This is a genomic window from Lacibacter sp. MH-610, assembly GCF_045780045.1.
Lineage (GTDB): Bacteria > Bacteroidota > Bacteroidia > Chitinophagales > Chitinophagaceae > Lacibacter.
Genome location: NZ_CP116002.1, coordinates 3,879,100 through 3,902,884, shown reverse-complemented (window position 1 = coordinate 3,902,884; position 23,785 = coordinate 3,879,100). Strand labels below are relative to the sequence as shown.

The 23,785-nt window shown below is 41.1% G+C and carries 27 protein-coding genes; 18 read left to right on the top strand and 9 right to left on the bottom strand.

Features of this window, described 5'->3' with window-relative positions:
• The first annotated feature begins 116 nt into the window (after positions 1 to 116).
• Together PDL71_RS17790 and gldA are read left to right on the top strand one after the other, a co-directional pair.
• On the top strand, positions 117 to 2,006 hold the full coding sequence (locus PDL71_RS17790; protein WP_407523712.1) for a gliding motility-associated C-terminal domain-containing protein: 1,890 nt from the start codon (positions 117 to 119) through the stop codon (positions 2,004 to 2,006).
• Positions 2,007 to 2,049: 43 nt separating this feature from the next.
• On the top strand, positions 2,050 to 2,952 hold the full coding sequence (gldA, locus tag PDL71_RS17785) for a gliding motility-associated ABC transporter ATP-binding subunit GldA (RefSeq protein WP_407523710.1): 903 nt from the start codon (positions 2,050 to 2,052) through the stop codon (positions 2,950 to 2,952).
• On the opposite strand, the gene PDL71_RS17780 is transcribed toward gldA, so the two are convergent.
• The gene (locus tag PDL71_RS17780; protein WP_407523708.1) at positions 2,933 to 3,499 is read right to left on the bottom strand and encodes a DUF4126 domain-containing protein; all 567 of its coding nucleotides are present in this window, start codon (positions 3,497 to 3,499) and stop codon (positions 2,933 to 2,935) included. The two genes, gldA and PDL71_RS17780, sit on opposite strands and share 20 nt — an antisense overlap.
• 177 nt (positions 3,500 to 3,676) lie before the next feature.
• On the opposite strand from PDL71_RS17780, the gene eno reads away from it, so the two are divergent.
• The 10 genes from eno (at position 3,677) to PDL71_RS17730 (ending at position 10,916) form a co-directional block, all read left to right on the top strand.
• Complete coding sequence (gene eno, locus PDL71_RS17775) at positions 3,677 to 4,969, top strand: phosphopyruvate hydratase (RefSeq protein WP_407523706.1); 1,293 nt, start codon at positions 3,677 to 3,679, stop codon at positions 4,967 to 4,969.
• Positions 4,970 to 5,243: 274 nt separating this feature from the next.
• Positions 5,244 to 5,990, top strand: coding sequence for a bacteriorhodopsin-like (locus PDL71_RS17770; RefSeq protein WP_407523704.1), 747 nt, complete (start codon positions 5,244 to 5,246; stop codon positions 5,988 to 5,990).
• 40 nt (positions 5,991 to 6,030) lie between these two features.
• Entirely contained in the window at positions 6,031 to 7,152 is a 1,122-nt protein-coding gene (locus tag PDL71_RS17765; RefSeq protein WP_407523702.1) for a lycopene cyclase family protein, read from the top strand.
• On the top strand, positions 7,149 to 8,051 hold the full coding sequence (locus PDL71_RS17760; protein ID WP_407523700.1) for a beta-carotene 15,15'-dioxygenase, Brp/Blh family: 903 nt from the start codon (positions 7,149 to 7,151) through the stop codon (positions 8,049 to 8,051). The genes PDL71_RS17765 and PDL71_RS17760 overlap by 4 nt, the downstream gene beginning before the upstream one ends.
• A gap of 92 nt (positions 8,052 to 8,143) precedes the next feature.
• The gene (locus tag PDL71_RS17755) at positions 8,144 to 8,440 is read left to right on the top strand and encodes an FtsB family cell division protein (protein ID WP_407523698.1); all 297 of its coding nucleotides are present in this window, start codon (positions 8,144 to 8,146) and stop codon (positions 8,438 to 8,440) included.
• 95 nt (positions 8,441 to 8,535) lie between these two features.
• Entirely contained in the window at positions 8,536 to 8,769 is a 234-nt protein-coding gene (locus PDL71_RS17750) for a hypothetical protein (protein WP_407523696.1), read from the top strand.
• A 138-nt stretch (positions 8,770 to 8,907) separates the two neighbouring features.
• Positions 8,908 to 9,429 (top strand): hypothetical protein, encoded by a 522-nt coding sequence (locus PDL71_RS17745; protein ID WP_407523694.1) that lies wholly within the window; start codon positions 8,908 to 8,910, stop codon positions 9,427 to 9,429.
• A 68-nt stretch (positions 9,430 to 9,497) separates the two neighbouring features.
• Complete coding sequence (nth, locus tag PDL71_RS17740) at positions 9,498 to 10,148, top strand: endonuclease III (RefSeq protein ID WP_407523693.1); 651 nt, start codon at positions 9,498 to 9,500, stop codon at positions 10,146 to 10,148.
• Between the two features lie 8 nt (positions 10,149 to 10,156).
• Positions 10,157 to 10,399, top strand: coding sequence for a hypothetical protein (locus tag PDL71_RS17735; protein WP_407523691.1), 243 nt, complete (start codon positions 10,157 to 10,159; stop codon positions 10,397 to 10,399).
• A gap of 1 nt (position 10,400) precedes the next feature.
• Positions 10,401 to 10,916 (top strand): hypothetical protein, encoded by a 516-nt coding sequence (locus PDL71_RS17730; protein ID WP_407523689.1) that lies wholly within the window; start codon positions 10,401 to 10,403, stop codon positions 10,914 to 10,916.
• Here PDL71_RS17730 and dusB read toward each other — a convergent pair.
• The gene (gene dusB, locus PDL71_RS17725) at positions 10,913 to 11,953 is read right to left on the bottom strand and encodes a tRNA dihydrouridine synthase DusB (protein ID WP_407523687.1); all 1,041 of its coding nucleotides are present in this window, start codon (positions 11,951 to 11,953) and stop codon (positions 10,913 to 10,915) included. The genes PDL71_RS17730 and dusB overlap by 4 nt on opposite strands.
• A gap of 46 nt (positions 11,954 to 11,999) precedes the next feature.
• On the opposite strand from dusB, the gene PDL71_RS17720 reads away from it, so the two are divergent.
• The 4 genes from PDL71_RS17720 to PDL71_RS17705 are packed head-to-tail and all read left to right on the top strand — an operon-like array spanning position 12,000 to position 15,277.
• Positions 12,000 to 13,010, top strand: coding sequence for a CPBP family intramembrane glutamic endopeptidase (locus PDL71_RS17720; protein ID WP_407523685.1), 1,011 nt, complete (start codon positions 12,000 to 12,002; stop codon positions 13,008 to 13,010).
• Positions 13,010 to 13,921: a phosphatidate cytidylyltransferase gene (locus PDL71_RS17715; protein ID WP_407523683.1), complete on the top strand. Its 912-nt coding sequence runs from the start codon at positions 13,010 to 13,012 to the stop codon at positions 13,919 to 13,921. The genes PDL71_RS17720 and PDL71_RS17715 overlap by 1 nt, the downstream gene beginning before the upstream one ends.
• The gene (locus PDL71_RS17710) at positions 13,918 to 14,580 is read left to right on the top strand and encodes a M949_RS01915 family surface polysaccharide biosynthesis protein (protein WP_407523681.1); all 663 of its coding nucleotides are present in this window, start codon (positions 13,918 to 13,920) and stop codon (positions 14,578 to 14,580) included. Before PDL71_RS17715 ends, PDL71_RS17710 begins: the two co-directional genes overlap by 4 nt.
• A 40-nt stretch (positions 14,581 to 14,620) precedes the next feature.
• Positions 14,621 to 15,277, top strand: coding sequence for a phosphatidylserine decarboxylase family protein (locus tag PDL71_RS17705; RefSeq protein ID WP_407523679.1), 657 nt, complete (start codon positions 14,621 to 14,623; stop codon positions 15,275 to 15,277).
• A 50-nt stretch (positions 15,278 to 15,327) separates the two neighbouring features.
• Here PDL71_RS17705 and PDL71_RS17700 read toward each other — a convergent pair whose 3' ends face one another.
• Both PDL71_RS17700 and PDL71_RS17695 read right to left on the bottom strand, forming a co-directional pair.
• Positions 15,328 to 15,675, bottom strand: a complete 348-nt coding sequence (locus PDL71_RS17700; RefSeq protein WP_407523677.1) for a four helix bundle protein — start codon at positions 15,673 to 15,675, stop codon at positions 15,328 to 15,330.
• Between the two features lie 76 nt (positions 15,676 to 15,751).
• A complete protein-coding gene (locus tag PDL71_RS17695; protein WP_407523675.1) occupies positions 15,752 to 16,450 on the bottom strand; it encodes a YjjG family noncanonical pyrimidine nucleotidase in 699 nt (232 codons plus the stop codon).
• A 69-nt stretch (positions 16,451 to 16,519) separates the two neighbouring features.
• Between PDL71_RS17695 and PDL71_RS17690 the strand changes: the two genes are divergently transcribed.
• Both PDL71_RS17690 and PDL71_RS17685 read left to right on the top strand, forming a co-directional pair.
• Positions 16,520 to 17,221, top strand: a complete 702-nt coding sequence (locus PDL71_RS17690; protein WP_407523673.1) for an SDR family oxidoreductase — start codon at positions 16,520 to 16,522, stop codon at positions 17,219 to 17,221.
• A gap of 80 nt (positions 17,222 to 17,301) precedes the next feature.
• Positions 17,302 to 19,116 carry a BatD family protein gene (locus PDL71_RS17685; RefSeq protein WP_407523671.1) on the top strand — a complete coding sequence of 605 codons (1,815 nt, stop codon included), beginning with the start codon at positions 17,302 to 17,304 and terminating at the stop codon, positions 19,114 to 19,116.
• Between the two features lie 10 nt (positions 19,117 to 19,126).
• Here PDL71_RS17685 and PDL71_RS17680 read toward each other — a convergent pair whose 3' ends face one another.
• The 5 genes from PDL71_RS17680 to PDL71_RS17660 all read right to left on the bottom strand — a co-directional run bounded on the left by PDL71_RS17680 (position 19,127) and on the right by PDL71_RS17660 (position 23,225).
• Entirely contained in the window at positions 19,127 to 19,924 is a 798-nt protein-coding gene (locus tag PDL71_RS17680) for an FkbM family methyltransferase (protein WP_407523669.1), read from the bottom strand.
• Between the two features lie 147 nt (positions 19,925 to 20,071).
• A complete protein-coding gene (locus tag PDL71_RS17675; protein ID WP_407523667.1) occupies positions 20,072 to 20,776 on the bottom strand; it encodes a response regulator transcription factor in 705 nt (234 codons plus the stop codon).
• 39 nt (positions 20,777 to 20,815) lie between these two features.
• Complete coding sequence (locus PDL71_RS17670) at positions 20,816 to 21,787, bottom strand: sensor histidine kinase (RefSeq protein ID WP_407523665.1); 972 nt, start codon at positions 21,785 to 21,787, stop codon at positions 20,816 to 20,818.
• Positions 21,787 to 22,287: a gliding motility lipoprotein GldH gene (locus tag PDL71_RS17665; RefSeq protein WP_407523663.1), complete on the bottom strand. Its 501-nt coding sequence runs from the start codon at positions 22,285 to 22,287 to the stop codon at positions 21,787 to 21,789. Before PDL71_RS17665 ends, PDL71_RS17670 begins: the two co-directional genes overlap by 1 nt.
• A 59-nt stretch (positions 22,288 to 22,346) precedes the next feature.
• Entirely contained in the window at positions 22,347 to 23,225 is an 879-nt protein-coding gene (locus tag PDL71_RS17660; protein WP_407523661.1) for a YicC/YloC family endoribonuclease, read from the bottom strand.
• Positions 23,226 to 23,785 lie beyond the last annotated feature (560 nt).

The window sequence follows — 23,785 nt, the reverse complement described above, 5'->3', positions numbered from 1 at the left end:
GGGCCGTTCCCCTATTCGGCTCATTCGATGTCTGTTCATATGGTTGGTTTTTTTATGAAAGCCCGGGTTGTTTAACCAGGGCTTTCGCTTTAAATTTAAAGCCCTAAACAGTTATTGTGAAGTACTCGCTTTTGTTCTTGCTGGCCTTTTTATATGGTGCTGTTGATCTTTCAGCCCAGTGCACCGGCAATGTGTTGTTTTTTGAAAACTTCGGCGGCAGTATTGTGCCTCCCTTTACAGGCACCCGTTTACCTCCCGGCACTACTACCTACAGGTTTGATTCAACAGGTGCCATTGATGACGGGGAATATGGCATCCGCCGCAGCTCGGCCGATGTAAGTACCGGCGGCCCCATCTTCCCTTCCTGGCATGTGGGCTTTGATCATTCCGGCGGACATATGATGATTGTAAATGCTGATTTTACAGCCGGCAAGTTTTATGAAACCAGGGTCAATAATCTTTGCTCCGGCTCTCAGTTATTTTTTTCAGCCTGGATTGCCAATCTGTTGAAAGCAGGTTCTTCTGACCCGCTTGACCCCGTGGTTCGATTTGAAATCAGCAGTGCGGTGAGTGGTGCTGTTTTGGCTACTTATACTACACCTTCCATTCCACGCTTTTCTGTTTTTACATGGACACGGTATGGTTTTAATTTTTCACTGCCTTCCGGCGAAAATGATGTGGTACTCCGCATCTTCAATAATCAACCCGGCGGACAAGGCAATGATTTATGCCTGGATGATATTGAGTTTACATTGTGTGGTCCCGCCATGAATCCTGTTGTTACAGGTACCTATCAAAATTCAACGGATGCCTGTGCAGGTGCTAATATAAATTTTGCAGGAAATGTGGCAGGAGGGTTTTATCAAAACCCGGCTTATCAATGGCAGTTCAGCAGTGATGGGATTGTATGGAATAATATTGCAGGAGCTCAAACAACATCTTATACCATCAATAATGCTCAACCATCAAACTCCGGTTTGTATCGTTTGTTAACTGCAGAAGCAGTGAATATTAATTCTCCTAATTGCCGGGCTGTTTCGCCGGTGAGAGAGTTGCGTGTTTTTGCGCCGCCCAATCTTGCCATCATCGGCACAAATAATCTATGCGAACAGGATACATTGAAATTGGGCAGTAGTATAGCTGCATTAACTTATATATGGCAATTCAACGGCAATTCAATCGGAACTGACAGTGCTTATACTTTTCCGGTCATTACTCCCGCACAAGCCGGAACCTATACCTTGAATGTAATTGCCAATGGAGGCTGCCCTGCTGCTGCAAGCACACAGGTTACGGTTCGTACCAATCAACTTTCCAGGCAAATTCCTTTTGATGCATTGTTGTGTGATGGAGATGTATTACCAATTGATGCATCAGGACCGCCGGCTATTAATTTTTTATGGAACGATGGAAGTACTGCTCCACAGCGTACGCTTCGTAATGCCGGTACTTATACTTTGCTCAGCAGTGATGGTGTATGTAAACGAAGTGATACGTTAATGATTGAAACAAATAACACACCCATTCTTCCTTTATTACAGGATACTGTTATTTGTTTTTCTGATTCTGCATTTCTCAACGCAACCACACCCGGGGCTGATCAGTATTTATGGAACAACGGGAGTGCATCACCATTTATTTATGCAAAAGCAGCAGGTCTTTATACGGTGGAAGCTTCCAATGTTTGCGGCACCGATGTACAGGATGTATTTGTAACTGTAAACGAATGCAGCGATGAAGTATTTCTGCCCACTGCTTTTACACCGGATGGTAACGGACTTAATGATGTGCTTGCAGCAAAAGCCTATTTCCGGCTGGAAGCATTTGAACTCCGTATTTATGACCGTTGGGGAAATGAATTGTTTGTAAGTAAAGATATCAGCAATGGTTGGAGCGGTATGTACAAGGGTGTTGCATCTGTGCCCGGTACCTATAGTTGGAAAATGAGTTATACCCGCAAAGGCAAAACCTTTCAGCGTAAAGGAACTGTACTGTTAATACGTTGATGGTATTACAACAGGAATCTTATTTTTGAAGCAAATTAACCGCATGTCAATTGAAGTAAAGGAGTTGGTAAAAGAATACGGCACACAAAAAGCTGTGAATGGTATTTCTTTTAAAGTGAATAAAGGTGAGATTGTTGGTTTTCTTGGTCCCAATGGTGCCGGCAAAAGCACCACTATGAAAATCATTACAGGTTATGCAGAAGCGGATGGCGGTAAAGCACTTGTGTGTGATATGGATGTACAATCAAACCCGTTGGCGGCCAAACAAAAGATCGGCTATTTGCCGGAAAGCAATGCATTGTATTATGAAATGTATGTAAAGGAGTATTTAGGATTTGTGGCTGATGTACATGGAATTGCTGAAAAACCGAAGCGTATTGAAGCAGTTATAGCACAGGTAGGCCTCACGCCTGAAGCACATAAAAAAATCAGCCAGCTTTCAAAAGGGTATAAGCAACGTGTAGGATTGGCTGCTGCCTTACTTCATGATCCTGAAGTGTTGATTTTAGATGAGCCCACCAGCGGTCTTGATCCCAACCAGATTATCGAAATCCGCAATGTGATTAAAGAACTCGGTAAAAGCAAAACAGTGTTGTTTTCCTCTCACATTATGCAGGAAGTACAGGCTATTTGCGACCGTGTGATCATCATTAACAAAGGAACGATTGTAGCTGATGATCAACTGAGCCAACTGCAATCAAAATCAACAACGGCAACGGTGCAGGTTCAGTTTAAAGAAGCGTTGGAAGCCGCCTGGCTGGAACGTTTGCCGGCAGCTCTTAGTGTTACAAAAACCGAAGCTACTTCCTGGCAAATTGAAAGTAATGATGAAGAAGCTTTGCGGAAGCAGATTCTGGCCATGGCCATCGAACACAATCTCAATATTGTTTCGCTGCAAAGCGGCAATCAAAGCCTGGAAGAAGTATTCAGGAGCTTAACTTCTTGAGCAGTTTTCTCCAGATCCATACAATCAGTAATACAAATACGAAGGCAATTATCACCGGCACCACAAAACTCAGCAAAGTGCCGCTTACGGCTAACGCATTTTCACCGGTAGCTACAATACTATTACCCATACCTGCTGTTGTTTTGGTAGAAGCCAGCCGAAGCAAACCGGTTCCTGCCTGTACGGTAGTGGCGGCACCGCCTCCGGCAATAATGGCCAGCAACCATTTGAGCATGGGATTTAAATCAGCAATGGGTAAAAAAGAAGCAGCCAGCACAGTGCCGGCTACTGCTGCTAAAGGTGTGGCAATGGTATCCAGCAGGTTGTCAACAAACGGAATATAATAGGCTGCAATTTCCAATACAGCAGCTGTACCAAAACAAATCAAGGCGGGCAGGCTGCCCATCCAGCTCATATCAGCAGGAAGCGAAAACCAATGAAAATAGGCGGCTGCACTTGCACCCAGCATGGGAATAAAAATCCTGAAACCGCAACAGGCACTTAAGGCGATGCCCATGGCAATGGAAGTGAGCGTTTGTGTATCCATACAACTGTTTGTTGCTGATAAAAATAATCATTTCATCTGTTAAGAGTTCTTTGCTGCTGCCTGTGAATGTCTTTTCTTTGCAGCGATTACAACCAACGAACTTACAGATGCGTACTGCAGATTTTCAATATTCAACGCATCCAATAAATTTAAACCTAATAAAATAAACAGATTACTATGAGTTTCATTGCAGACGTTCATGCCAGACAAATTCTTGACAGCCGTGGCAACCCCACCGTTGAAGTAGATGTAATAACTGAAAACGGTTTTGTAGGCCGTGCTGCTGTGCCCAGTGGTGCATCAACCGGTAAACACGAAGCGGTAGAATTGCGTGATGGTGATAAAAGCAAATTCCTGGGTCGTGGTGTGCTAAAAGCCGTTCAGAATGTAAATGAAATTATTGCCGACCAGTTGATTGGTATTGATGTAACCCGTCAGACCTATATTGACAGTCTTTTGATAAAAATTGATGGAACTGAAAACAAAGGGAACCTTGGAGCGAATGCAACACTGGCTGTGAGTATGGCGGTGGCTAAAGCAGCAGCGCTGGAAAGCGATCTTCCTTTGTTCCGTTATCTCGGCGGTGTAAACAGCACTGTACTTCCTATGCCGCTCATGAACATTATGAACGGTGGTGCCCATGCTGATAATAAAATTGACTTCCAGGAATTCATGATCATTCCTACAGGTGCATCTACTTTCAGTGAAGGTTTGCGTTGGGGTGTGGAAGTATTTCACAATCTAAAATCAGTATTGAAGAAAAAAGGCTACAGCACTAACGTAGGTGATGAAGGTGGTTTTGCTCCTGAAATCCAAAGCAACGAAGAAGCGATTGAAACCGTACTGGAAGCCATCAAAGCTGCTGGTTATGAGCCCGGCACACAGATCAATATTGCCATGGATGCCGCCAGCAGTGAAATGTATGATGAAGCAACTAACACTTACAAATTCTATAAGAGCAATCCATCGAAAGTCATCAGCAGTGATGAAATGGTAGCTTACTGGACAGAGTGGGTGAATAAATATCCTATCGTTTCTATTGAAGATGGTATGGCAGAAGATGACTGGAATGGCTGGAAGAAGTTAACTGAAAGCATCGGCAGTAAATGCCAGCTGGTGGGTGATGATCTGTTTGTGACCAATGTAAAACGTTTGAAAGACGGTATTGATAAAGGCATTGCCAACAGCATCCTGGTTAAAGTAAACCAGATTGGTACGGTTACTGAAACCATCAACGCCGTTCAAATGGCGCAGAATGCAGGGTTTACTTCTATTATGAGCCATCGTAGTGGTGAAACAGAAGATACTACCATTGCTGATTTAGCAGTGGCATTGAATTGCGGACAGATTAAAACCGGTTCTGCCAGTCGTACCGACCGTATGGCTAAGTACAACCAGCTCATTCGCATTGAGGAAATGCTGGGAGAAAACGGCATCTATCCGAAAGGCAAAATAAAATTTGGAAAGTAAGAAAATAAAAAGGCCCGGAATTCCGGGCCTTTTTAAGTAAATGATTGTGGTTTCTTTTCGTTATGCAGAAATCGCTTACTCTCCTTTTAAGGTTTTTGATGAAAATTTATAGGGCTTTTGTTTGTAGTTATTTTAGTTAAACCTATTCACAAGTAAAACAAAACAAGTATTTTATTTTTTATTTGAACAATTCTCCAGTGTCATAGGTTTTGTTGAACGATACAAGCCAGAATACTAAACAATCTGGTATTTTTCTTCATCAAAACCAATTGATATGCTGCAACAATTCTTTCTTGAAATCACCCCGATTTCAAATGACAACTATGTAGCGTTTACTTTCTTTGTTGGTACTATGGCTATGATGGCCGCTTCAGTTTTCTTCTTTTTTGAACTGGGCAATACCGACAAAAAGTGGCGTACATCCGTACTCGTGAGTGGCCTGATTACGTTCATCGCTGCCGTTCACTATTATTACATGCGTGGTTATAACCTGGAAACAGGTCAATCACCTACCTTCTTCCGTTATGTTGACTGGTTGCTGACTGTACCATTGATGTGTGTTGAATTTTACCTGATCACCAAAAAAGTGGGATCAACTCAAAGCTTGCTGTGGAAACTTATTGCCGCATCAGTAGGTATGCTGGTAACCGGTTATGTAGGTGAAGCTATTTATCCAACAGAATCTGTTAGCTGGGTATGGGGTGCCATCAGCGGTTTGTTCTACTTCTATATTGTGTACCTGGTATGGTTTGGTGAAGTGGCAAAACTGGCCGGTAATGCGGGTCCTGATGTAGCTGCTGCCAATAAAACACTTGCCTGGTTTGTACTGGTAGGTTGGGCTATCTATCCTTTAGGTTATATCCTCGGAACCAAAGGTGGTTTGTTTGGTATGCAACTGGTTGCTGATCCTGCTGCTGCTTCTGCTGCTATGGATATTGTGTACAACATCGGTGATGCTGTAAACAAAATCGGATTTGGCTTAGTGATCTATTCACTTTCCAGAAAAGCATCTGCTGCATAATTGCATTTAATAAGGGCCTGCCACCGGCAGGCCTTTTTTTATGATTCATCCTCACTACGATATCATTATGGCGGGTGGGGGAGCAGCTTCCCGCATTCTCCTCTACTTTATGCGTTTGCAACCGGGTTTTGATCAGTTGCAGATACTGATACTGGAAGCTGAAAACCGTATTGCTGAAAAAACTTGGTGCTTCTGGACACAACAACAACATCCGTTTGAGCATCTTATCCGCAAAGAATGGAATGAACTGGAATTTAAAGCAGGTGATTATACTACACGTGAATCGATCAATCCTTACCGTTACTGTTGCATACATGGTGCTGATTTTGACAGATATTTCAATGTTGAGTTTTTTCCTGCTTATCCCAACGTAACCTTATTACAACAAAAAATTCTTTCTGCTGAACACAACAATCAGCAATGGACGGTAGTAACAGAGCATCAACAATTTACCTGTAACCGTCTTGTATCCAACGCTGCACTGAACCAGCCCGCCAAGCCCATGCTGCAACATTTTCATGGTTGGTTTATTGAATACAACCAGGATGTATTTGATGAGAACCGTGCTTTGCTCATGGATTTTGCATTGCCTGGCAATGATCAGTTTTGTTTTTTCTATGTACTTCCTTTCAGCAACAGGAAAGCGTTGGTTGAGTGTACCTACTATTCTGTGGAAGCATTTGATCCTGTTATTTACCAGCAGGAAATTCAGCAGTACCTTTTGAAACGCTTTGGCAATAACTTCAGGATCTATCATAAAGAGCAGGGTGCTATTCCGCTGCAATTGCATACGGGTGCATCTGATGCAACACCTGCTATGATCAACATTGGCCAATCGGCCGGCATGATTAAACCCAGCACAGGTTATGCATTTCAGCGTATGGTGGAAGATTCAAAATTATTAGCAGCTTCACTGCACAAAGAACAACCACTACGCAGAAAGCGTCATCGCCGTTTTCGTTTTTACGATGGCCTGCTGCTTTCTATTATAAAAGAAGAACCGGGCCGTGCTGTTTCCATCTTTCATCAACTCTTTAGTAAAAGTTCCATGAAGTCTATTCTTACTTTCCTGGATGAGAACAGTACGATTGCTGAAGAAGCAAAAATATTTTCAAAGCTACCTTGGTGGCCTTTTTTAAAACGCATTAAGCTCAATGGATGAATAAAAGAACCATTCATATTCTCATCGTAATGCTCCTTACTGCAGTGGCGGTGGCAACACGTACGTATTGGATGGGTTCTGTACTGGAATGGATAGTAGCTGCGGTATTCATTATTGTGGCAGGTATTCCTCACGGATCGCTGGATCATAAGATTGCACAACACCGCAATAAAAATCTGAAGCTGTTATTCTACATCGGTGGTTATGTAGCGGCAGCGGCTTTGTTCCTGGCCGTATGGCTCTGGATGCCCGGCTGGGCCTTCCTGCTTTTTTTGCTGCTGACTGCCTGGCATTTTGGTGAAACAGATATTGCTTGCTTCGGTTTTCAAAAAGCATCTCCGGTACTTGTATTTGTGTATGGCGCTGCACTCACCTGCTGGTTATTATTACAGGAGCCGGATGTTTTGATTTACTGGACCGGTATCATTACACAAAAGAGCAAAGTTGCTTTAACTGTTGTGCAATGGATAACAACTGTGCCCGTTTTAATATGGTTGGGTGTAGTAGCGATAATTGTTGTACTTAATCCTCATGTTGGTGCATTTACATGGACGCAACGGTTGTTATTTCTGTTATTTCTCTACCTGGTTTCCAAAACCAGTTTGCTCATCGGTTTTATTTTATATTTCTCCGGCTGGCACAGCATCAGTGCTATGTTGCATGTACACCATGCCGTATTTAGCCGCAGCGGATTTAAAACAATGCTCAAACAGGCATTGCCGTTTACAACAGCAGCCGTGGTATTTCTTTTTGTAATCGGCTGGCTCAGCAATGGTACCTGGCTCAGTAATCATGCATTGCCTGCATTGTTTGTATTGCTGTCCATTCTCACACTGCCACACATGACGGAGATGCACAAACTCTATACGCATACCAAACCGGAAGGAAAGACGGTTTGAGCCATCGTCCAAAGGATTCATTGTTTTAACAGGAAGCGCTTGCTTCTTTTCAGGGAAACCCTAACTTTGAGTATCTAATAACAAAGCTGGTCATGCAGTCCATCCTTTCTTCCATCACTTCCATCGTTAAGAACAAGTTTTTGCTGGCGATTATCGGTTTTAGTGTATGGATGTTGTTTTTTGACCGCAATGATATTCCCTCCCAGTTAGAGCGTTTCCAGAAGTTGAAAGAGCTTAAAACCAATACTGCTTATTATGAGCAGAAGATTGAAGCTGCCAAAGCCGAACTGGAGAAACGTAAAAACGACCCTACCGCCTATGAGCGAATTGCGAGGGAAAAATACTATATGAAGAAGGACAACGAGGATATTTTCCTGTTTGACCAATAATTTTTCCGCTACAGGCAATAAGAGTACCACTTCTCCGTTTTATTTCACGAGAGCATCCTTGAAAAACCACTTGTTCACACTAAAAAGGATTGCTGATGAATAGAATTTTTACTCCTGAAGATTTGGTACAGTATCTCTACAAAGAAACGACTCCGGAACAGAATGCAGCCATAGAAGAGGCCTTGCAGAACAACTGGACACTCCGTGAAAAATTTGAAGTGATCAAAAAGGCGCACGCCCGTTTGGAAAAATTCAAATTATCTCCCCGTGTGGAAAGCGTACTTAATGTATTGAAGTACGGTAATAAGCAGATTGTTTCGCAGGATTAATTACTCAATGCCTTCGGGCATTTTTTTATTTTTGGTTACGGGCAGAGCTGCTTGTGGCAGCGGTATTGCGTCGCACACTTCTACTTGTGTTTAATAAGGCAGCAATGATCCAAGCTATTTAAAATTAATTTCAACTTTTTGAAAGGCCACTTCAAATACAAATCCAGACAACTGCAGTTGACAACAGTTAATCGGCAACAGACTTTCTACTATCGCCTTACCAAAATAATTGATTACTGGGGGAACCTATATTCGAAAATTGCTTTTTTTAACCGTGATAATAAAATTGTCTATCACCGCAAAGACTGCTTTGCTCATATACTCAAGGATACTGAACCGCCAGATTTTGTCAAGTGGTCTAAGAACGGCGATGCGGCTGTTTTTTTTGAATATAAACCCGAGCATGCAGACGCTGGAGGTGTTTATCATTACTTGCTTTTGGATTTAGAAAAATCAATTGTATTCAGGCTTAATCTTTATAAATACGATCATTCATTTATTGACGTACTTAAAAACTACGATTTTTATAAAGATGAAATCATCAATAAGTTTTCATCTTTAGGTATAGAAAAAGAGCAATGTTTTACTGATGAAGTTATTATATCCCCTGTAAAATGGTTAACAGGAGTTGACAGGTGGAAACCCAATGATAAATTGTAATTCTGGATTGATACTTTTAATTCTATCTCATTAAAGTCATTTAATTTAGCTAACATTTTTCCCTGTTCATGAAGCTCAAAGAACGTTACCAAACGGTTATTGATTATTTCACTGTGCATGCACCCGATGCAGAAACGGAATTGCTCTATGATAATCCGTATCAATTATTAGTTGCTGTGATTCTCTCAGCTCAATGCACAGACAAGCGTGTGAACATGACCACACCGGCTATATTTGAACAATATCCTACACCGCTTGCATTAAGCAAAGCAACGTTTGATGAATTATTTCCGCTCATTAAAAGTATTTCTTACCCTAACAATAAAACCAAACATCTTATCGGCATGGCACAAAAACTCATGAACGAGTTTAACGGCGAAGTGCCATTGACGGTAGAAGAATTAATTACACTGCCCGGTGTGGGCAGAAAAACAGCCAACGTCATTACTTCAGTGATTGATGCACAGCCTAACATGGCCGTTGATACACATGTGTTTCGGGTAAGCAAACGGCTGGGTCTGGTAAAACAATCAGCCAGTACACCATTAGCAGTTGAAAAAGAACTTATCAAACATTTTCCAACTGAACTCATTCATAAAGCCCATCACTGGTTAATCCTTCATGGCCGTTACACCTGCACAGCACGGAACCCTAAATGCAGGGAGTGCGGGTTGCAGCAGTTTTGTTCTTACTTTCAAAAGCAGTTGAAAAAGCAGTAGCTTTAATAATGCAGTACAATGATATAATCGGTACAATTGGTGTTGGGTTGATCCTGGTAGCTTATGCGTTAAGTCTCTTTTCATTAATTGTTAAAGAAGGAAAATTGTTTTTTGTGCTGAATATCATCGGTTCGGCATTAGCCTGTTATGCCTCTGTACTTATTGAATATGTACCCTTTATTGTATTGGAAGGAGTGTGGTGTATTGTTTCTCTGATCGGCTTTTATAAACTACTCATAAAAAACAGATAAGATGTTTACCAAATCTGATATTGAAAAATATTTTAATGCTGAAAAAGCGGAGAGCTTATTATTTCTCGGCATCGGCATTGTGGGCATTATTGCAGCTATTGTTTTTTTAGTTGTGTTAAAAACACAATTCACTAAAGGTGCTGCTATTCCGCTGGCACTGGTAGGGTTACTGTTGGGGGTTGTCGGTTATACGGTTTATGCCCGCAGCGACAGTGACCGTATCCGTAATGTGTATGCCTATGATATGAATCCGGGTGAGTTAAAAGAAAAGGAAATTCCCCGTATGGAAGCAGTTATGAAAAACTTTGTGATCTACCGTTATACAGAAATTGCCCTGGCACTGTTGGGTCTTGTTTTGTTCTTTTATTTCAGAACGAATCTGAACCAGCAGTTCTGGGCAGGTTTGGGCATCGGTTTATTTGCCATGGCAGTGCTTGCTTTATTTGCTGATTACTTTGCAGAAAAGCGGGGGCATGTGTATATAAAGGGATTGAAGGAGTTTGTAAGTAATAGCTAATCCACCGGACATTTCTCGTGGTAATTGATAAGTTCAATTTTAGAAGCGGCAAATTCATAACCGCTGAACTTTACTACAATTTCATCCAGCACCGCATCAATTTCTTCAACCGTGTTTAAGGTAACGAGTTTGCTGCGGTATTCTTTAATGTTAGGTAAGCCCTTTAAATAGTTAGCGTAATGCCTGCGCATTTCAAAGATGCCAATCTTAGGACCTTTCCATGCAAAGGATTTATGCAAATGTTTTTTGCAAACTTCCACACGCTGCTCTACAGTGGGAGGTGCTAAGTGTTCACCTGTGTTAAGAAAGTGTTTGATTTCATTAAAGATCCAGGGGTAACCAATAGCAGCACGACCAATCATAATGCCATCCACACCATAACGGTTTTTGTACTCCAGTGCTTTTTCCGGACTGTCAATATCTCCATTACCAAAAATGGGAATCTGTATGCGTGGGTTGTTTTTTACTTTTCCAATCAGCGTCCAGTCAGCTTCGCCTTTGTACATCTGCATGCGTGTACGGCCATGGATACTAAGTGCCTTGATGCCTACATCCTGCAAACGCTCTGCTACTTCTTCAATGTTCTTATTATTTTCATCCCATCCCAAACGGGTTTTCACTGTTACCGGTAATGAAGTTGATTTTACTACTGCTGCAGTAAGACGAACCATCAAATCAATATCTTTCAGCACACCGGCGCCGGCGCCTTTCATCGCCACTTTTTTTACCGGGCAGCCGAAGTTGATATCCACCAGGTCGGGTTTCACCGTTTCGCAGATTTTTGCACTTAAGCCCAGCGCTTCTTCATCACCGCCAAAAATCTGGATGCCAAAAGGACGTTCCTCTTCATCAAAATCCAGTTTCTGTTTGCTTTTGATGGCATCCCGTATCAAACCTTCGCTGCTGATGAATTCACTGAACATAAGATCAGCCCCATTATCCTTGCATACGGCACGGAAAGGAGGATCACTCACATCCTCCATGGGAGCGAGGAGGAGCGGAAACTCAGGAAGCGATATGTTGCCTATCTTTACCACCTTCGTAAAAAATGAACTGCAAATTTAAACACATTCAGGCAGAGTTATGGAATATAAAAGCGTAAAAGGTTATGGCGGATGGGCACAGCTTGGTTTTTTATTCCTGTTTACAGGAGTTGGTCTTATGCTCGCCGCTCTTTTTCAGATGGTTGTTGGGTTTTCATTGATGCCGCAGGGCACTACCTTAAACAATATGGGTGAGGCTATGCTCAAGGCCATGAACGATCCCAAAAATGTAAATGCGTTACGTTTGATGCAGGTGGTAAGCACTTTGCTTATGCTTGCTTTACCGGCCTGGGCTTTTATGCGTTTGTGCCACAGCAAACATTGGTTGTGGTTAGGGTTTTCAAAATATGTAACGGTTCAGCAGGTGATAGTTGGTATTGTGCTCATCTTTTGCGCCAATGTGGTATCTCAACCTTTGGTAGATGTTACAAAATTCCTTTTACAGTCATCACCTAAACTAATTGCAGCAGCTAATTCACTGGAAAAAACATACAATGAGCAGGTGTTGCTCATGAGTAATTTAACAGGCTGGGGTGAATATTTTATAGCCATTCTCATCATCGCTTTTTTCCCGGCACTGTTTGAAGAAATGTTTTTTCGTGGTGCGGTTCAAAGTACACTGCACCGCTGGTGGCGTTCGCCATGGGCTGCTATCCTGGTTACTTCTGTTTTATTCAGCTTAATTCATTTTTCCATTTATTTATTTCTGAGCCGTGCTTTACTGGGTGTTGCGCTGGGTTGGATTTTTTACAAGAGCCGTAATGTGTGGATCGGAATTCTTATTCATTTTGTAAATAATACGTTTGCATTAACACAGGTATTTTATCTTAAGAAAACCGGCGGCAAATTAGATCCTTCCAAACTGGAAACTGATATGCCCTGGTGGGGAATTGCTATTGCATTAGTGGTACTGATTGTTGCTTCCGTTTTATTTCAACGTATTTCTGCTTCAAACGCACAAGCTGTTCATATGAAGGAAGAAAGTTTATATGCACAGCTTCAGCCTTTTGGAAACATCGCCTCATCTCCTCAGAAAAATGTAATTGTTTAATGGCCTGGAACTGGAAAACGTTTAATACCCGAGCGCTGAGTGCTGTATTGTTTGCGGCCATTATGCTCACGGGTTTGCTGCTCAACAAGTGGAGTTTCTTTTTACTGTTCACCATTATTCATTTTGGTTGCTGGGCAGAGTATCAAAAGCTGGTGGGTTTGATTGATAAAAATTATCAGCAGATCAACCCGTTTCATAAGTATGGCGTTATGCTGGCCGGTTTCTGTCTCATGTTATTTTTAACGCATGATTGGTTTGTGTTTGGCAGTTTGTCATTGTATTCACTTGGCTGGATGACAGGTTTAACCTGTTTGTTTGTATTACCCATCAGTGAAATATTGTTTACCCGCCAGTTGAATCTAAAGCTCATCATGCATTCATTGTTCGGGTTGATTTATATTTCATTAAGCTGGGCATTAATGCTCAACATTCGTAGTGGTGCTTTGTGGATGCCTGTAGGCGATGACGAAGGCAATGGGTTTACTCATCTCAGCACCTTGCTGGCACGCATCAGCGGTTATGTAGTGCCGCTCATTATTATCGGTTCTATCTGGATCAATGATACCATGGCCTATGTGGTTGGTTCCTTAATCGGTAAAACGCCTTTGAGTTCTGTTTCACCTAAAAAAACCTGGGAAGGAACCATCGGCGGCGTTGTGCTGTCAGTAGCGGTTATGTGGGGTCTTGGTTCTTTGAGCCAACCTTCCAGTGCATGGTTATGGGCTGTGATTGCGTTGATTGCTGCAATTACAGGAACTTTAGGCGATTTACTGGAAAGTAAGTTAAAACGTCTTGCCGGTGTAAAAGACAGTGGAAATATATTGCCCGGTCATGGTGGATTTTTAGACCGGTTTGATTCCTTATTATTAGCCACCCCGTTTGTATGGGTGTTCTTAAAACTGATTGAATGAAAGTTGTTTTCAGTGTACTTATTGTGTTGCTGCTGTTTAGTTGCAACAACGGGCAAAAGCCCGTAACAACAGCGGTTGCTGACTCAACAGGCATACAACTTTCAGTAATTGAAGAAGTAACAGCGGCGGTAAGTGTTTTGTTACCGGCTCCTAACATGTATAATGTAAAGCAGGCGAAAAAATGGTTTGATGCTTCCGGCGAAAACTGGCTGGTACTTTATGAAACCGGCTCTTTTATTCCAAAAGGTAATACAATGGCATCTGCTAAACTATCGGCTGTTTTATTTATCAAAACAGATAGTGGGTTTGTTCCCCGCTGGAAGATGAATGATTTTGTAAATGATTGCGGACTGGATATTGTTTGCTCTTTTTATGATGATCATCTTTCTATAACAGATCTTGACAGCAATGGTATGGCAGAAATTATGTTGGTTTATGCTCAAGGTTGCAAGGGAGATGTAAGTCCGAATGAGAAAAAACTTCTCTTGTATCAAGGGCCGCAAAAGTATGCCATCAGGGGAGAGGAACTTATGATTATGGGGAAAGATACATTGGGCGGCATTATGAACAGGGATGCATCTTTTCAATCTTTACCACAAGTAATGCAGGAAGCGGCGCTCAAACACTGGGAGAAATTTGGGTTCCATAAATATCCATAAGCCCCTGAATCTTCTTAGCTTTGCCCCTCAATTTAAGTTAATGACTATACACAGAGAAGGATATAAAAGCATTTCCATTGCAGCTGTTATTTTTATCGTATTAAACCTGCTGGCTTTTAATTTACTGAGCCCGGCGATGCCCGTAGTTGCATGGATTGTTTTTGCAGTAAGCTTGTTCCTGCTGCTGTTTATTATTTCTTTTTTCCGGATACCCAAACGTACAACAGCAGTTAATGAACAGTTTATTTACAGCCCCTGTGATGGCAAAGTGGTGGTGATTGAAGAAGTGGTGGATGAAGAATATTTTAAAGACAAACGAATCCAGTTGAGTGTGTTTATGAGCCCGGCTAATGTACATGTGAATGTAAACCCCATTGCCGGTGAAGTAAAGTACTCTCAGTATCACAAAGGGAAATACCTGGTTGCCTGGCATCCAAAATCATCTACTGAAAACGAACGTCACAGTGTGGTGCTCAGTAATAACTGTACAACCATTCTTGTAAAACAGATTGCAGGTGCCTTAGCCAAGCGTATTGTAAATTATCTGCAACCTTCACAAAAAGTAGAGCAGGGCGGCGAGCTTGGTTTTATCAAGTTTGGTTCACGGGTGGATTTGTTGCTGCCTGTTGGTACAAAGATTAATGTAAAGCTGGGTGAGAAGGTGCAGGCGGGAGTGACGGTATTGGCAGAATGTTGAGAAGTGAATGGGTAATGGTGAATAGGCAATGAAAGGATCAATCTTAAGTATTATATCATACCTGAAAGTAACTTAAAGGTTTGAATCATTTTTTCACCAAACAACTCTCTGTTATAATTTTTGAAATAACTAAGCCCGTCAGCAATATCCAAAGCCCCATCAATTTCTACAATAGAACCACGTGCAATTTCATAATAACGTTTTCTTTCTGCGGCTGATTTTCTTGAAGCACCCTCTGCGATATTTAAGTGAACTGATAATGCAGCTCTTCTGATTTGGGAAGACATCCCAAATTTTTCGTCATCAGGCAGTGTCTTTGAAAAGCGATAACATTCTAATACAAATTCCCTTGATGCTTTATAAACTTCAGGCTTTTGGTGATTTAATTGGAGAAACATAAGTTTTATTTTAAATAGCTAATAAACTTTCCCAAAAGTCGGTCACCCATTCACTATTCACTTTTGCCTATTCACATCATAAAATCTCTTCCAGTTCCTTCAAGTGATAAATCACATACGTTGGTTCTACTCCGTTTAATTCGGCTTTAATATGGTTTACAAAAATTGAATCCATTCCTGCATTGATAGCGCCGGCGATATCTGCATCCAGGTTATCACCAATCATTATACTTTCCTTTAGTACAGCACCGGTTACCTTTAAGGCATAATCAAAAATTTCTTTGTTCGGTTTTACACTGTTACTGGCTTCACTGGTAATAACTTCGTTAAAGTATTGACCGAGATTGCTGTTGTCTAATTTCCGCCATTGTGTTTTTTCAAAACCGTTGGTAATTAAGTGCAGTATATATCCTTTTTCTTTCAGATGTTGCAGTATTTCATGCGTATAAGGAAACAGGGTTTGTTTGGTAGGTAGAATTTCCAGGAATATCGCACTCATATTCTTGGCCAGTTCCTCACTGCCTATCTTAAAATCGAGCAAGGTGCGCCACATACGTTTCCACTTTAAATCGTCGCTTGTAATAAAACCATGATGATAGCGGTCCCACAAGATAGCATTGTGGTGGAGGTATTGTTTGCAAAAGAGATCAAAGTCGTGTACGCCGGCCGCCTGCAGGTTGAGATGCTGATACACATCAGCAAGTGTTTCCATGGCATTGGCATCAAAATCCCACAAAGTATGATCGAGGTCGAAGAAGAGGTGCTGATATTTCATTTCCAATTTCGGATTTACGAATTTAGATTTGTAAAGAATCCTGCAATCTACAATCTAAAATCTAAACGCATGAACATAGTTATTACGGGGGCATCACGTGGAATCGGTAAAGCCATTGCTGAACTGTTTGCAGCTAATGGTCATCATCTGTTTTTATGCAGCCGGAATGAATATGGTCTGTACAAAACAATTGAAGAACTCATTACCAAATACCCAAACAGCAGAATCAAAGGCAAGGCAAGGGATCTTTCTAAAAAAGAAGATGCCATACAGTTTGGTGAATGGATACTGGACAATGGTGTTCCGGTAGATGTATTGGTGAACAATGCAGGAAATTTCGAACCGGGCAGTGTATATAACGAAGCGGATGGTTTGTTGCAGGAAATGATGGCAGTAAACCTCTACAGCGCCTATCATCTTACAAGAACGGTGTTGCCCGCAATGATGAAGCAAAAGAGCGGTCATATATTCAATATGTGTTCTATTGCCTCGCTGCAGGCCTACGCCAATGGCGGTTCTTACAGCATCAGCAAATATGCTCTTTATGGTTTCAGCAAAAATCTGCGGGAGGAAATGAAACCATATCAAATAAAAGTAACCTCTGTTTTTCCCGGTGCTGTATTAACAGATAGCTGGGGTGATTTTGACAACACCAACCAGCGTATTATGGAAGCTCAGGATATTGCCAAAATGATCTATGCTGCTGCACAGCTATCACCGGCTGCCTGTGTGGAGGATATCATCATACGGCCGCAATTAGGTGATTTGTAATTTTTTTACATCATTCATTTAACAGAGCCTTATTGGCGTTTGAGATTTCTTTAGCATTGCTTGTTATACTTTTGCCCTTCATGCTCAGGAAACGTTTCTATATTTTTTTGGTTGCCTTATTGATTGTGGAGCACATTGCTGCACAGGTGAAATTGGTGGCGGTACCCAGCAAAACCGTTATTCATCCCAATGAAACATTACATTTGCAGTTTGTAGCAGAAGGTGTTTCTAAAGCCGATGAATTTATACCACCGGCGTTCAAAAATTTTGAGCAGGTTTCCAATGCTTTTGAAACAAATGGCTGGACCTGGGTGAACGGTTCACTTACTGAATATGTAAGCTACACGTATATCCTGAAACCGAAAATCAAGGGTAAACTTTCTATCGGCGAAGCCGCTATTAAGGCAAAAGGAAAAGTTGTTTTTTCCCAGGTAGTTACGATACAGGTAACAGATGCAGTTACTGTGAACAGGGATGTAACAGCAAGTAAAGAGGAAGAAAAACCCGATTACTACCTGCTGCCGGGGGAAGATGCAAAGGAAAAAATCAGGAAGAATTTATTTGTAAAGGCATTCATTGATAAGAAATCCTGTTATGTAGGAGAGGCCCTGCTGGCAACCTTTAAACTATACACAAGGCTCGACAGCGAATCAAAGATTTTGAAACGTCCTTCATTTAATGGCTTTTCTGTGATTGACCTGGAAGAGCCGGAAGCAGGCATTTTTACAAAGGAAGTAATAGACGGAAAAATTTATAACTGCTACCTCATCCGTAAAGTGCAATTGTTTCCGCTGCAAAGCGGTGTATTGAATATTGAGCCGGTTGAAATCACTAACAAAGTGCGGCTTATTCGAACTTCTTCTAAAACCGGTAAAGACTGGATGGATGCACTCACTAACAAAGAAAAAAATCAGCAGCTCAATGATGAGACCATTGTAGAAGAAGAACTGGTTACGGTAACACCTCCTTTGCAGGTAACCGTTGCGGAGTTACCTGCCGGTAAACCGGAGAGCTTTAACGGTGCGGTTGGCTCTTTTGCTATTTCTTCGAAACTTATTAAAAATAAATTCAAGGCAGATGAAAGCGGTGTGTTGCAAATTAAAATAACAGGAACTGGTAATATTCCCATGATCAATGCACCGGTAGTTAACTGGCCGGACAAAGCAGAAGTGTTTGAACCAAAAATAAAAGAAGAAATTTCCAAGCTGCTTTCGCCGATAAGTGGGTTTAAGGATTTTGAAATTCCTTTTTCAGCCCCGGCAGGTGCATTTGAGCTGCCACCGGTTGTATTTAGTTTTTTTGATGTGGCATCTAAAACCTACAAAACGGTTCAGAGTGATCCTGTTTCATTTACCGTTCAACCTGCTTCGCTCCGCAAAAAGAAATTGCCTGCAACTGAAACAAAAGAGAATGTTTCCTTTTTAGCTAAATGGAAATGGTTTTTGGTGGGCGGTATTTTATCAGCAATTCTTTTAATTGTTTTGGCAATCAAACGATTTAAAAAGCCATCTGCTTCCGTAGCAGAACCTGCCATAGAACCTGTGCTAAAGGAACCCGCTGAAACATTCCTGGCGCCTGCATTATATGCCCGTGATTCATCGCATCACAAACAATTTTATTCCCTATTGATTAATGGTATGCAGGAGTTTTTTATTGACCGGTTTCAACTGCAGCATCAGTCTGTAAGCAGTACAGCTTTACGACAATTGTTGCAGGAAAAACAATTAGTGCAGGAAGCTGCAACCTGGAACTCTATGGTGAACCGTTGTGAAGAAGTAATGTTCAGTCCGCTGGAATTAAATATTTCTAAAGATGAATTACTGAGAGATGCTGAATTCATTATGAAAAGCATTGATCAATCAATTACAGCAAACGCTGCTGCAGCAAAAAGCTGATCAATGATGTTTATACTTTTGTAGCTACCCGGTTTACTTCATCCAGGTTATTGAAAGTAAAACTGCAAACTGCCAGCAGACATTTATCATTCCGGTAATCATCTTCCGGAAAGTGCTCATAAATAACACGGAGGTTAGAGCAGGAGTTAATAAAATTGGCTCCGCCACGGATGGCTTCCGGTTCCATGCCTTCTACATCCAGCTTCATAATAATGCGTGCATCTTTTGCAATGCCCGCAGCCGCCATAATGTTATCAAGTGTATCAATTTCACCATTGGGTTCATTGGTACTTTCTTTATCCATAAAGCTGGAACTGGTAACTCCGTCAGGGATATTAAAAAACACTTTTTCTTTTTTATCGCCCACACCACAGGGAAAAACCCGGATGCGATCCTGCAGCCCGTTGAGCTGAATATTATTGATAAGACCCTTATAATTTACCGGTTCAACGGCTATACATTGTTTGCCTTCTTTTGCCAGCCAGATGGAATATTCACCAATGCAGGCTCCCAGGTCAATAAACACATCAAAATTATTCAGATTGTTCCGCAGGTAATCTTTGATGCTTTTTTCATAGGCATAATTGATAAACTGAAAATCAGTGGTGTTCTTACGGATGAGAAATTTTCCCATACCACTGCTGGTAGTATAATCCTGCTGCGGTAATTTATGGGTAAGCACATATTTTAAAGAAGCACCGAGTGATTTTAAATCACCATGTTTCAGGTATTCAACAAAATAATGGATATAAACTCCGTACTTACTGAGATTTTTCCAACTTGGTTTATAAGCTTCTACTTGCGACATAATTAAAAGGTGATTTTGATGGTGCAGGGTTTACAGATCAGAGGTTTATGAGTTTGTTTTAGTGGGGTGAAAATAGTAAAATAAACGGAATATGCAACCCTGCAGTACAAGGTTGGAACTAAATTACAACAGCAGTATACCCGGTATTTATTCTTCTGTAAACTTATAACCTACACCCCTGGCACTGTGAAAATAGCGGGGGTTACGGCTGTCTTCCTCAAAATACTTACGGAAGTTGAGTATAAAATTATCAATGGTTCTTGTGGTGGGATAAACATTATAACCCCATACTACCTGCAGGATTTTTTCACGGGTTACTACTTCGTTTTTATTTTCAACCAACAGGTGCAGCAGCATACTTTCTTTTTTGCTCAGTTGAATCGTTTCGCCTTTGAAGTTCAATGCTTCCTGTGCTTTAAAGTCAATTTTATTTTTCCCGAAGGAGTAGGTTTCACCAACGGTGTCTTTATCCTGGATCTTCTTATTCTTTTCAATCAGCTTTTCTACCCGCAGCAACAGTTCTTCCAGGTTAAAGGGTTTGGTAAGATAATCATCAGCTCCTTTCTTTAAGCCAAGTACACGATCGTTGCTGGTATTTTTTGCACTGAGCATCAGGATAGGTACATCATTTTTGCGGATGCGGATGCTTTCAGTAGCACTGATGCCATCCATTTCAGGCATCATCACATCCATAATAATCAAGTCAAAGTATTCGTTCTCTACAGCTTTTAAAGCAGCGCTGCCGTCGCCCGCTGTAGTAACTTCATAACCTTCCAGCTCTAAATTGAGTTTAAGTGCATCCTGCAAATGCTCTTCATCTTCTACCAGTAATATGGAGGCTTTTGTACTCATGAAATTTTAAAAAAGTGATACTGAATTTTTGCGGTTCAACTAAAATTGAATTACAAAAATACTTCCATGGGGAGTATTGTCCATCACAAAAATGTCACCATTATGATCCCTGATAATTTTTCTGGTAAGATATAAACCCAGCCCGGTTCCTTTTGCTTTACGGGTACTTTCATTACCGCTGCGGTAGAACTTTTCAAAAATTCGTTTCTTTTCTTCATCCGGAACGCCGGGCCCTTCATCACTTACTTTTACCTGGATCATATCATTCTCATCCATCAGATCAACATATACAGGACTTTCCTTAGGGGCGTATTTGAGCGCATTGTCAATTAAATTACTAAGGGCTATCTGCAGCAACAATTCATCGCCCTGCAAAAACACATCTTTATCAGCACTGGCTTCAATCGTACGTTGCGGAAAACGGTTTTTATAATCGCTTACTACAGTTTCAACAATATCAGCCAGGTTCACATCTTCATTATCCCGTTGAAAATTTTTTTCTTCCATTTGGGAGGCCAGCAGAATATTATTGGTAAGAATATTGAGCCGGTTGGTTTCTGATAAAGCACTTAACAATAATTTTTGCTGCTGTACTTCATCCAGTTTTCGTCGCAGCACAGTTTCCAGGCTTAACCTTGTAGTGGCGATAGGCGTTTTTAATTCATGCGTAATAGCCATCATGAAATTCTGCTGCAGGCTGTTATACTCCATCTGCTTACGGATGGAGCGATATACAAAAAAAGCGCCTACCAATATGAGTGCTAAAAAAGTAATGCCTTCTGCTATGTATTTAGCGGTACCCCGTTTCCGGAGTTCCATAATATTACTGTACTGTAAAGTATATTGGGGATGATCTTTTTTTAATTCAGAAAGTTTCAGGCTAGTCATTTCCTGGTTCTGCCGCTCCAGTGAAATAAACCACCAAACTAACGCTGCTATTACATATACCAGTAATATCCAGAACCAGAATGAAAAATTCCCAAACCTGAAAACTTTATTGGTATAGCCCATCAACGTTTTACTTTTTCAATTCTTATACCTGCATTCATAATGTGGAGTAACGGTTCATCCCGCATGGCTTGCTGCAGACGTATATAATAGGTTCCCTGCCGGGTAAATCGTACGTTGGAAAAGAGCGGAGTGCGTACTTCCCATACATCGTTCAGGCCGGTACCCAACCAGGTGCCATCAGGTTGCTGGAGTGTAAATTCAAACCGGTCTTTTTGATACGTACTGTCACCGGGCCGGCGGGTGGAAATAGTAAGCCAGATATTTTTATAAGCATAAGCATCTGTATGCCGGAGCACAACAAATATATTATAAGGGCTGATGGTATCTGTAATGTTGAATGAAACTTCAGCCGGAGCTGCGGCGCTCCACTCATGCTTTTTGATTTCTAAAGTTTGTTCAAAATGATCCAGCTGCATGCAGGAAGCAAAAAAAACTGCGATGCTGCAGCAAAGCAAAACTTGTTTTAAAGAAGCGTACACGTTATGTAACGGTTTTTTCAATGATTTTATTTGCAAATGTAAAGCGAAGAGGAATAGCAGCAGATGTTTTACAAAACTCCTTATAAAACATTCAGCACCTGTTCTTTTGCTTTTTCCAGCTCATCTTTCATAAGCACTACCAGCTTTTGAATGGATGCATCATAAGCTTTGGCACCGGTAGTATTGATTTCCCTGCCGATTTCCTGCAGCACAAAGCTGAGTTTTTTACCCTTTGATTCTTCAGCTTCTTTTAAAATGTTGAGGAAATAATCACAGTGATTGCGGAGGCGTACCTGTTCTTCACTGATATCAATCTTTTCGATGTAATAAATCATTTCCTGTTCCAGCCGGTTGCTGTCATAATTTTCTTTACCTACCTGTTCTTCCAGTTTGCGACGCAGTTCATCTTTCATGCGGTGCTGACGCAGGGGTTCCAGTTCGCTTATTTTTTCCTGGTAGGCAAGGATATTATTAATACGTTCAATCAAATCTTTTTCCAGGGCATCGCCTTCAAGGATGCGATGTTTATTAAGTTCATTGATGGCATTTTGCAGAATCTGCATAAACTGTTTCAACTCCTGTTCATTGAGGGAATCAGAGTTGGGAGTCACCACATCCGGTAGTCGTAAAAGTGCACCCAGTATGTATTCGCTTAACTGCAGGTTCAAATCATCAGCCACTTCTTTTAATGGTTGAAAGTAGGCTTTGGCCATTTGTTTGTTAATAGTAACTGCGCCGCTGCCGCCGTTTTCTTTTAAAGAAACAGTGCATTCAATGGTACCTCTTAATAACTGTTCAGAAAGTAAACTGCGTATTGCAAATTCTGAGGGACGTAATAATGGAGTAAGTTTTAAATTCAAATCAAACTGTTTTCCATTGAGGGATTTGATTTCAATTAAAAAGGTTTTGTTACCTGCTGCCTCTTCGGCACGTCCATAACCTGTCATGGATTTAATCATACATTATTCTTTTGTTCGTTGCTATCTTGTTTAAATGTAAGTATGTTTTATCAAAGCAATCGGCAATAAAAAAATCCCGCTGGAAAACGGGACTTTTATGATGGATGGGTTAGTAAGTACCGGGAAATAAATTTCCCTCCACAATATTAAAATAAATTTTTCCACAAGAAAAATTTTTTCACCTATTTTATTCACATTTTTTTGGTGGTTGTGGAAAAGGCTGTATGCATTTACACCACTTCCCACTTTACAAAAATCAACTTTTGCATTCATTTTTTTGATTGACGGGTTTGATGTTACTGATTTTTATTCATGCAATTGTGTTGTTTGATCGTGCCAACTTTATTCCATCTGTACAATTATAAAAGTGATTTTCTCCAATGAAAATGTGATGTTTTAATGTTGCCGGCTGTCTGATTATTTTTTATTGTTCTGCAGAAACAAAATATGGTTTCCATGAAATTGCGGCTGCTACTGTAAAGCATACTACCTTTGAAAAAAACGGAATACTTTACTGAAACGCCGTTTGAACACGTGGGTGTTCCCATGACAAGAAAAAT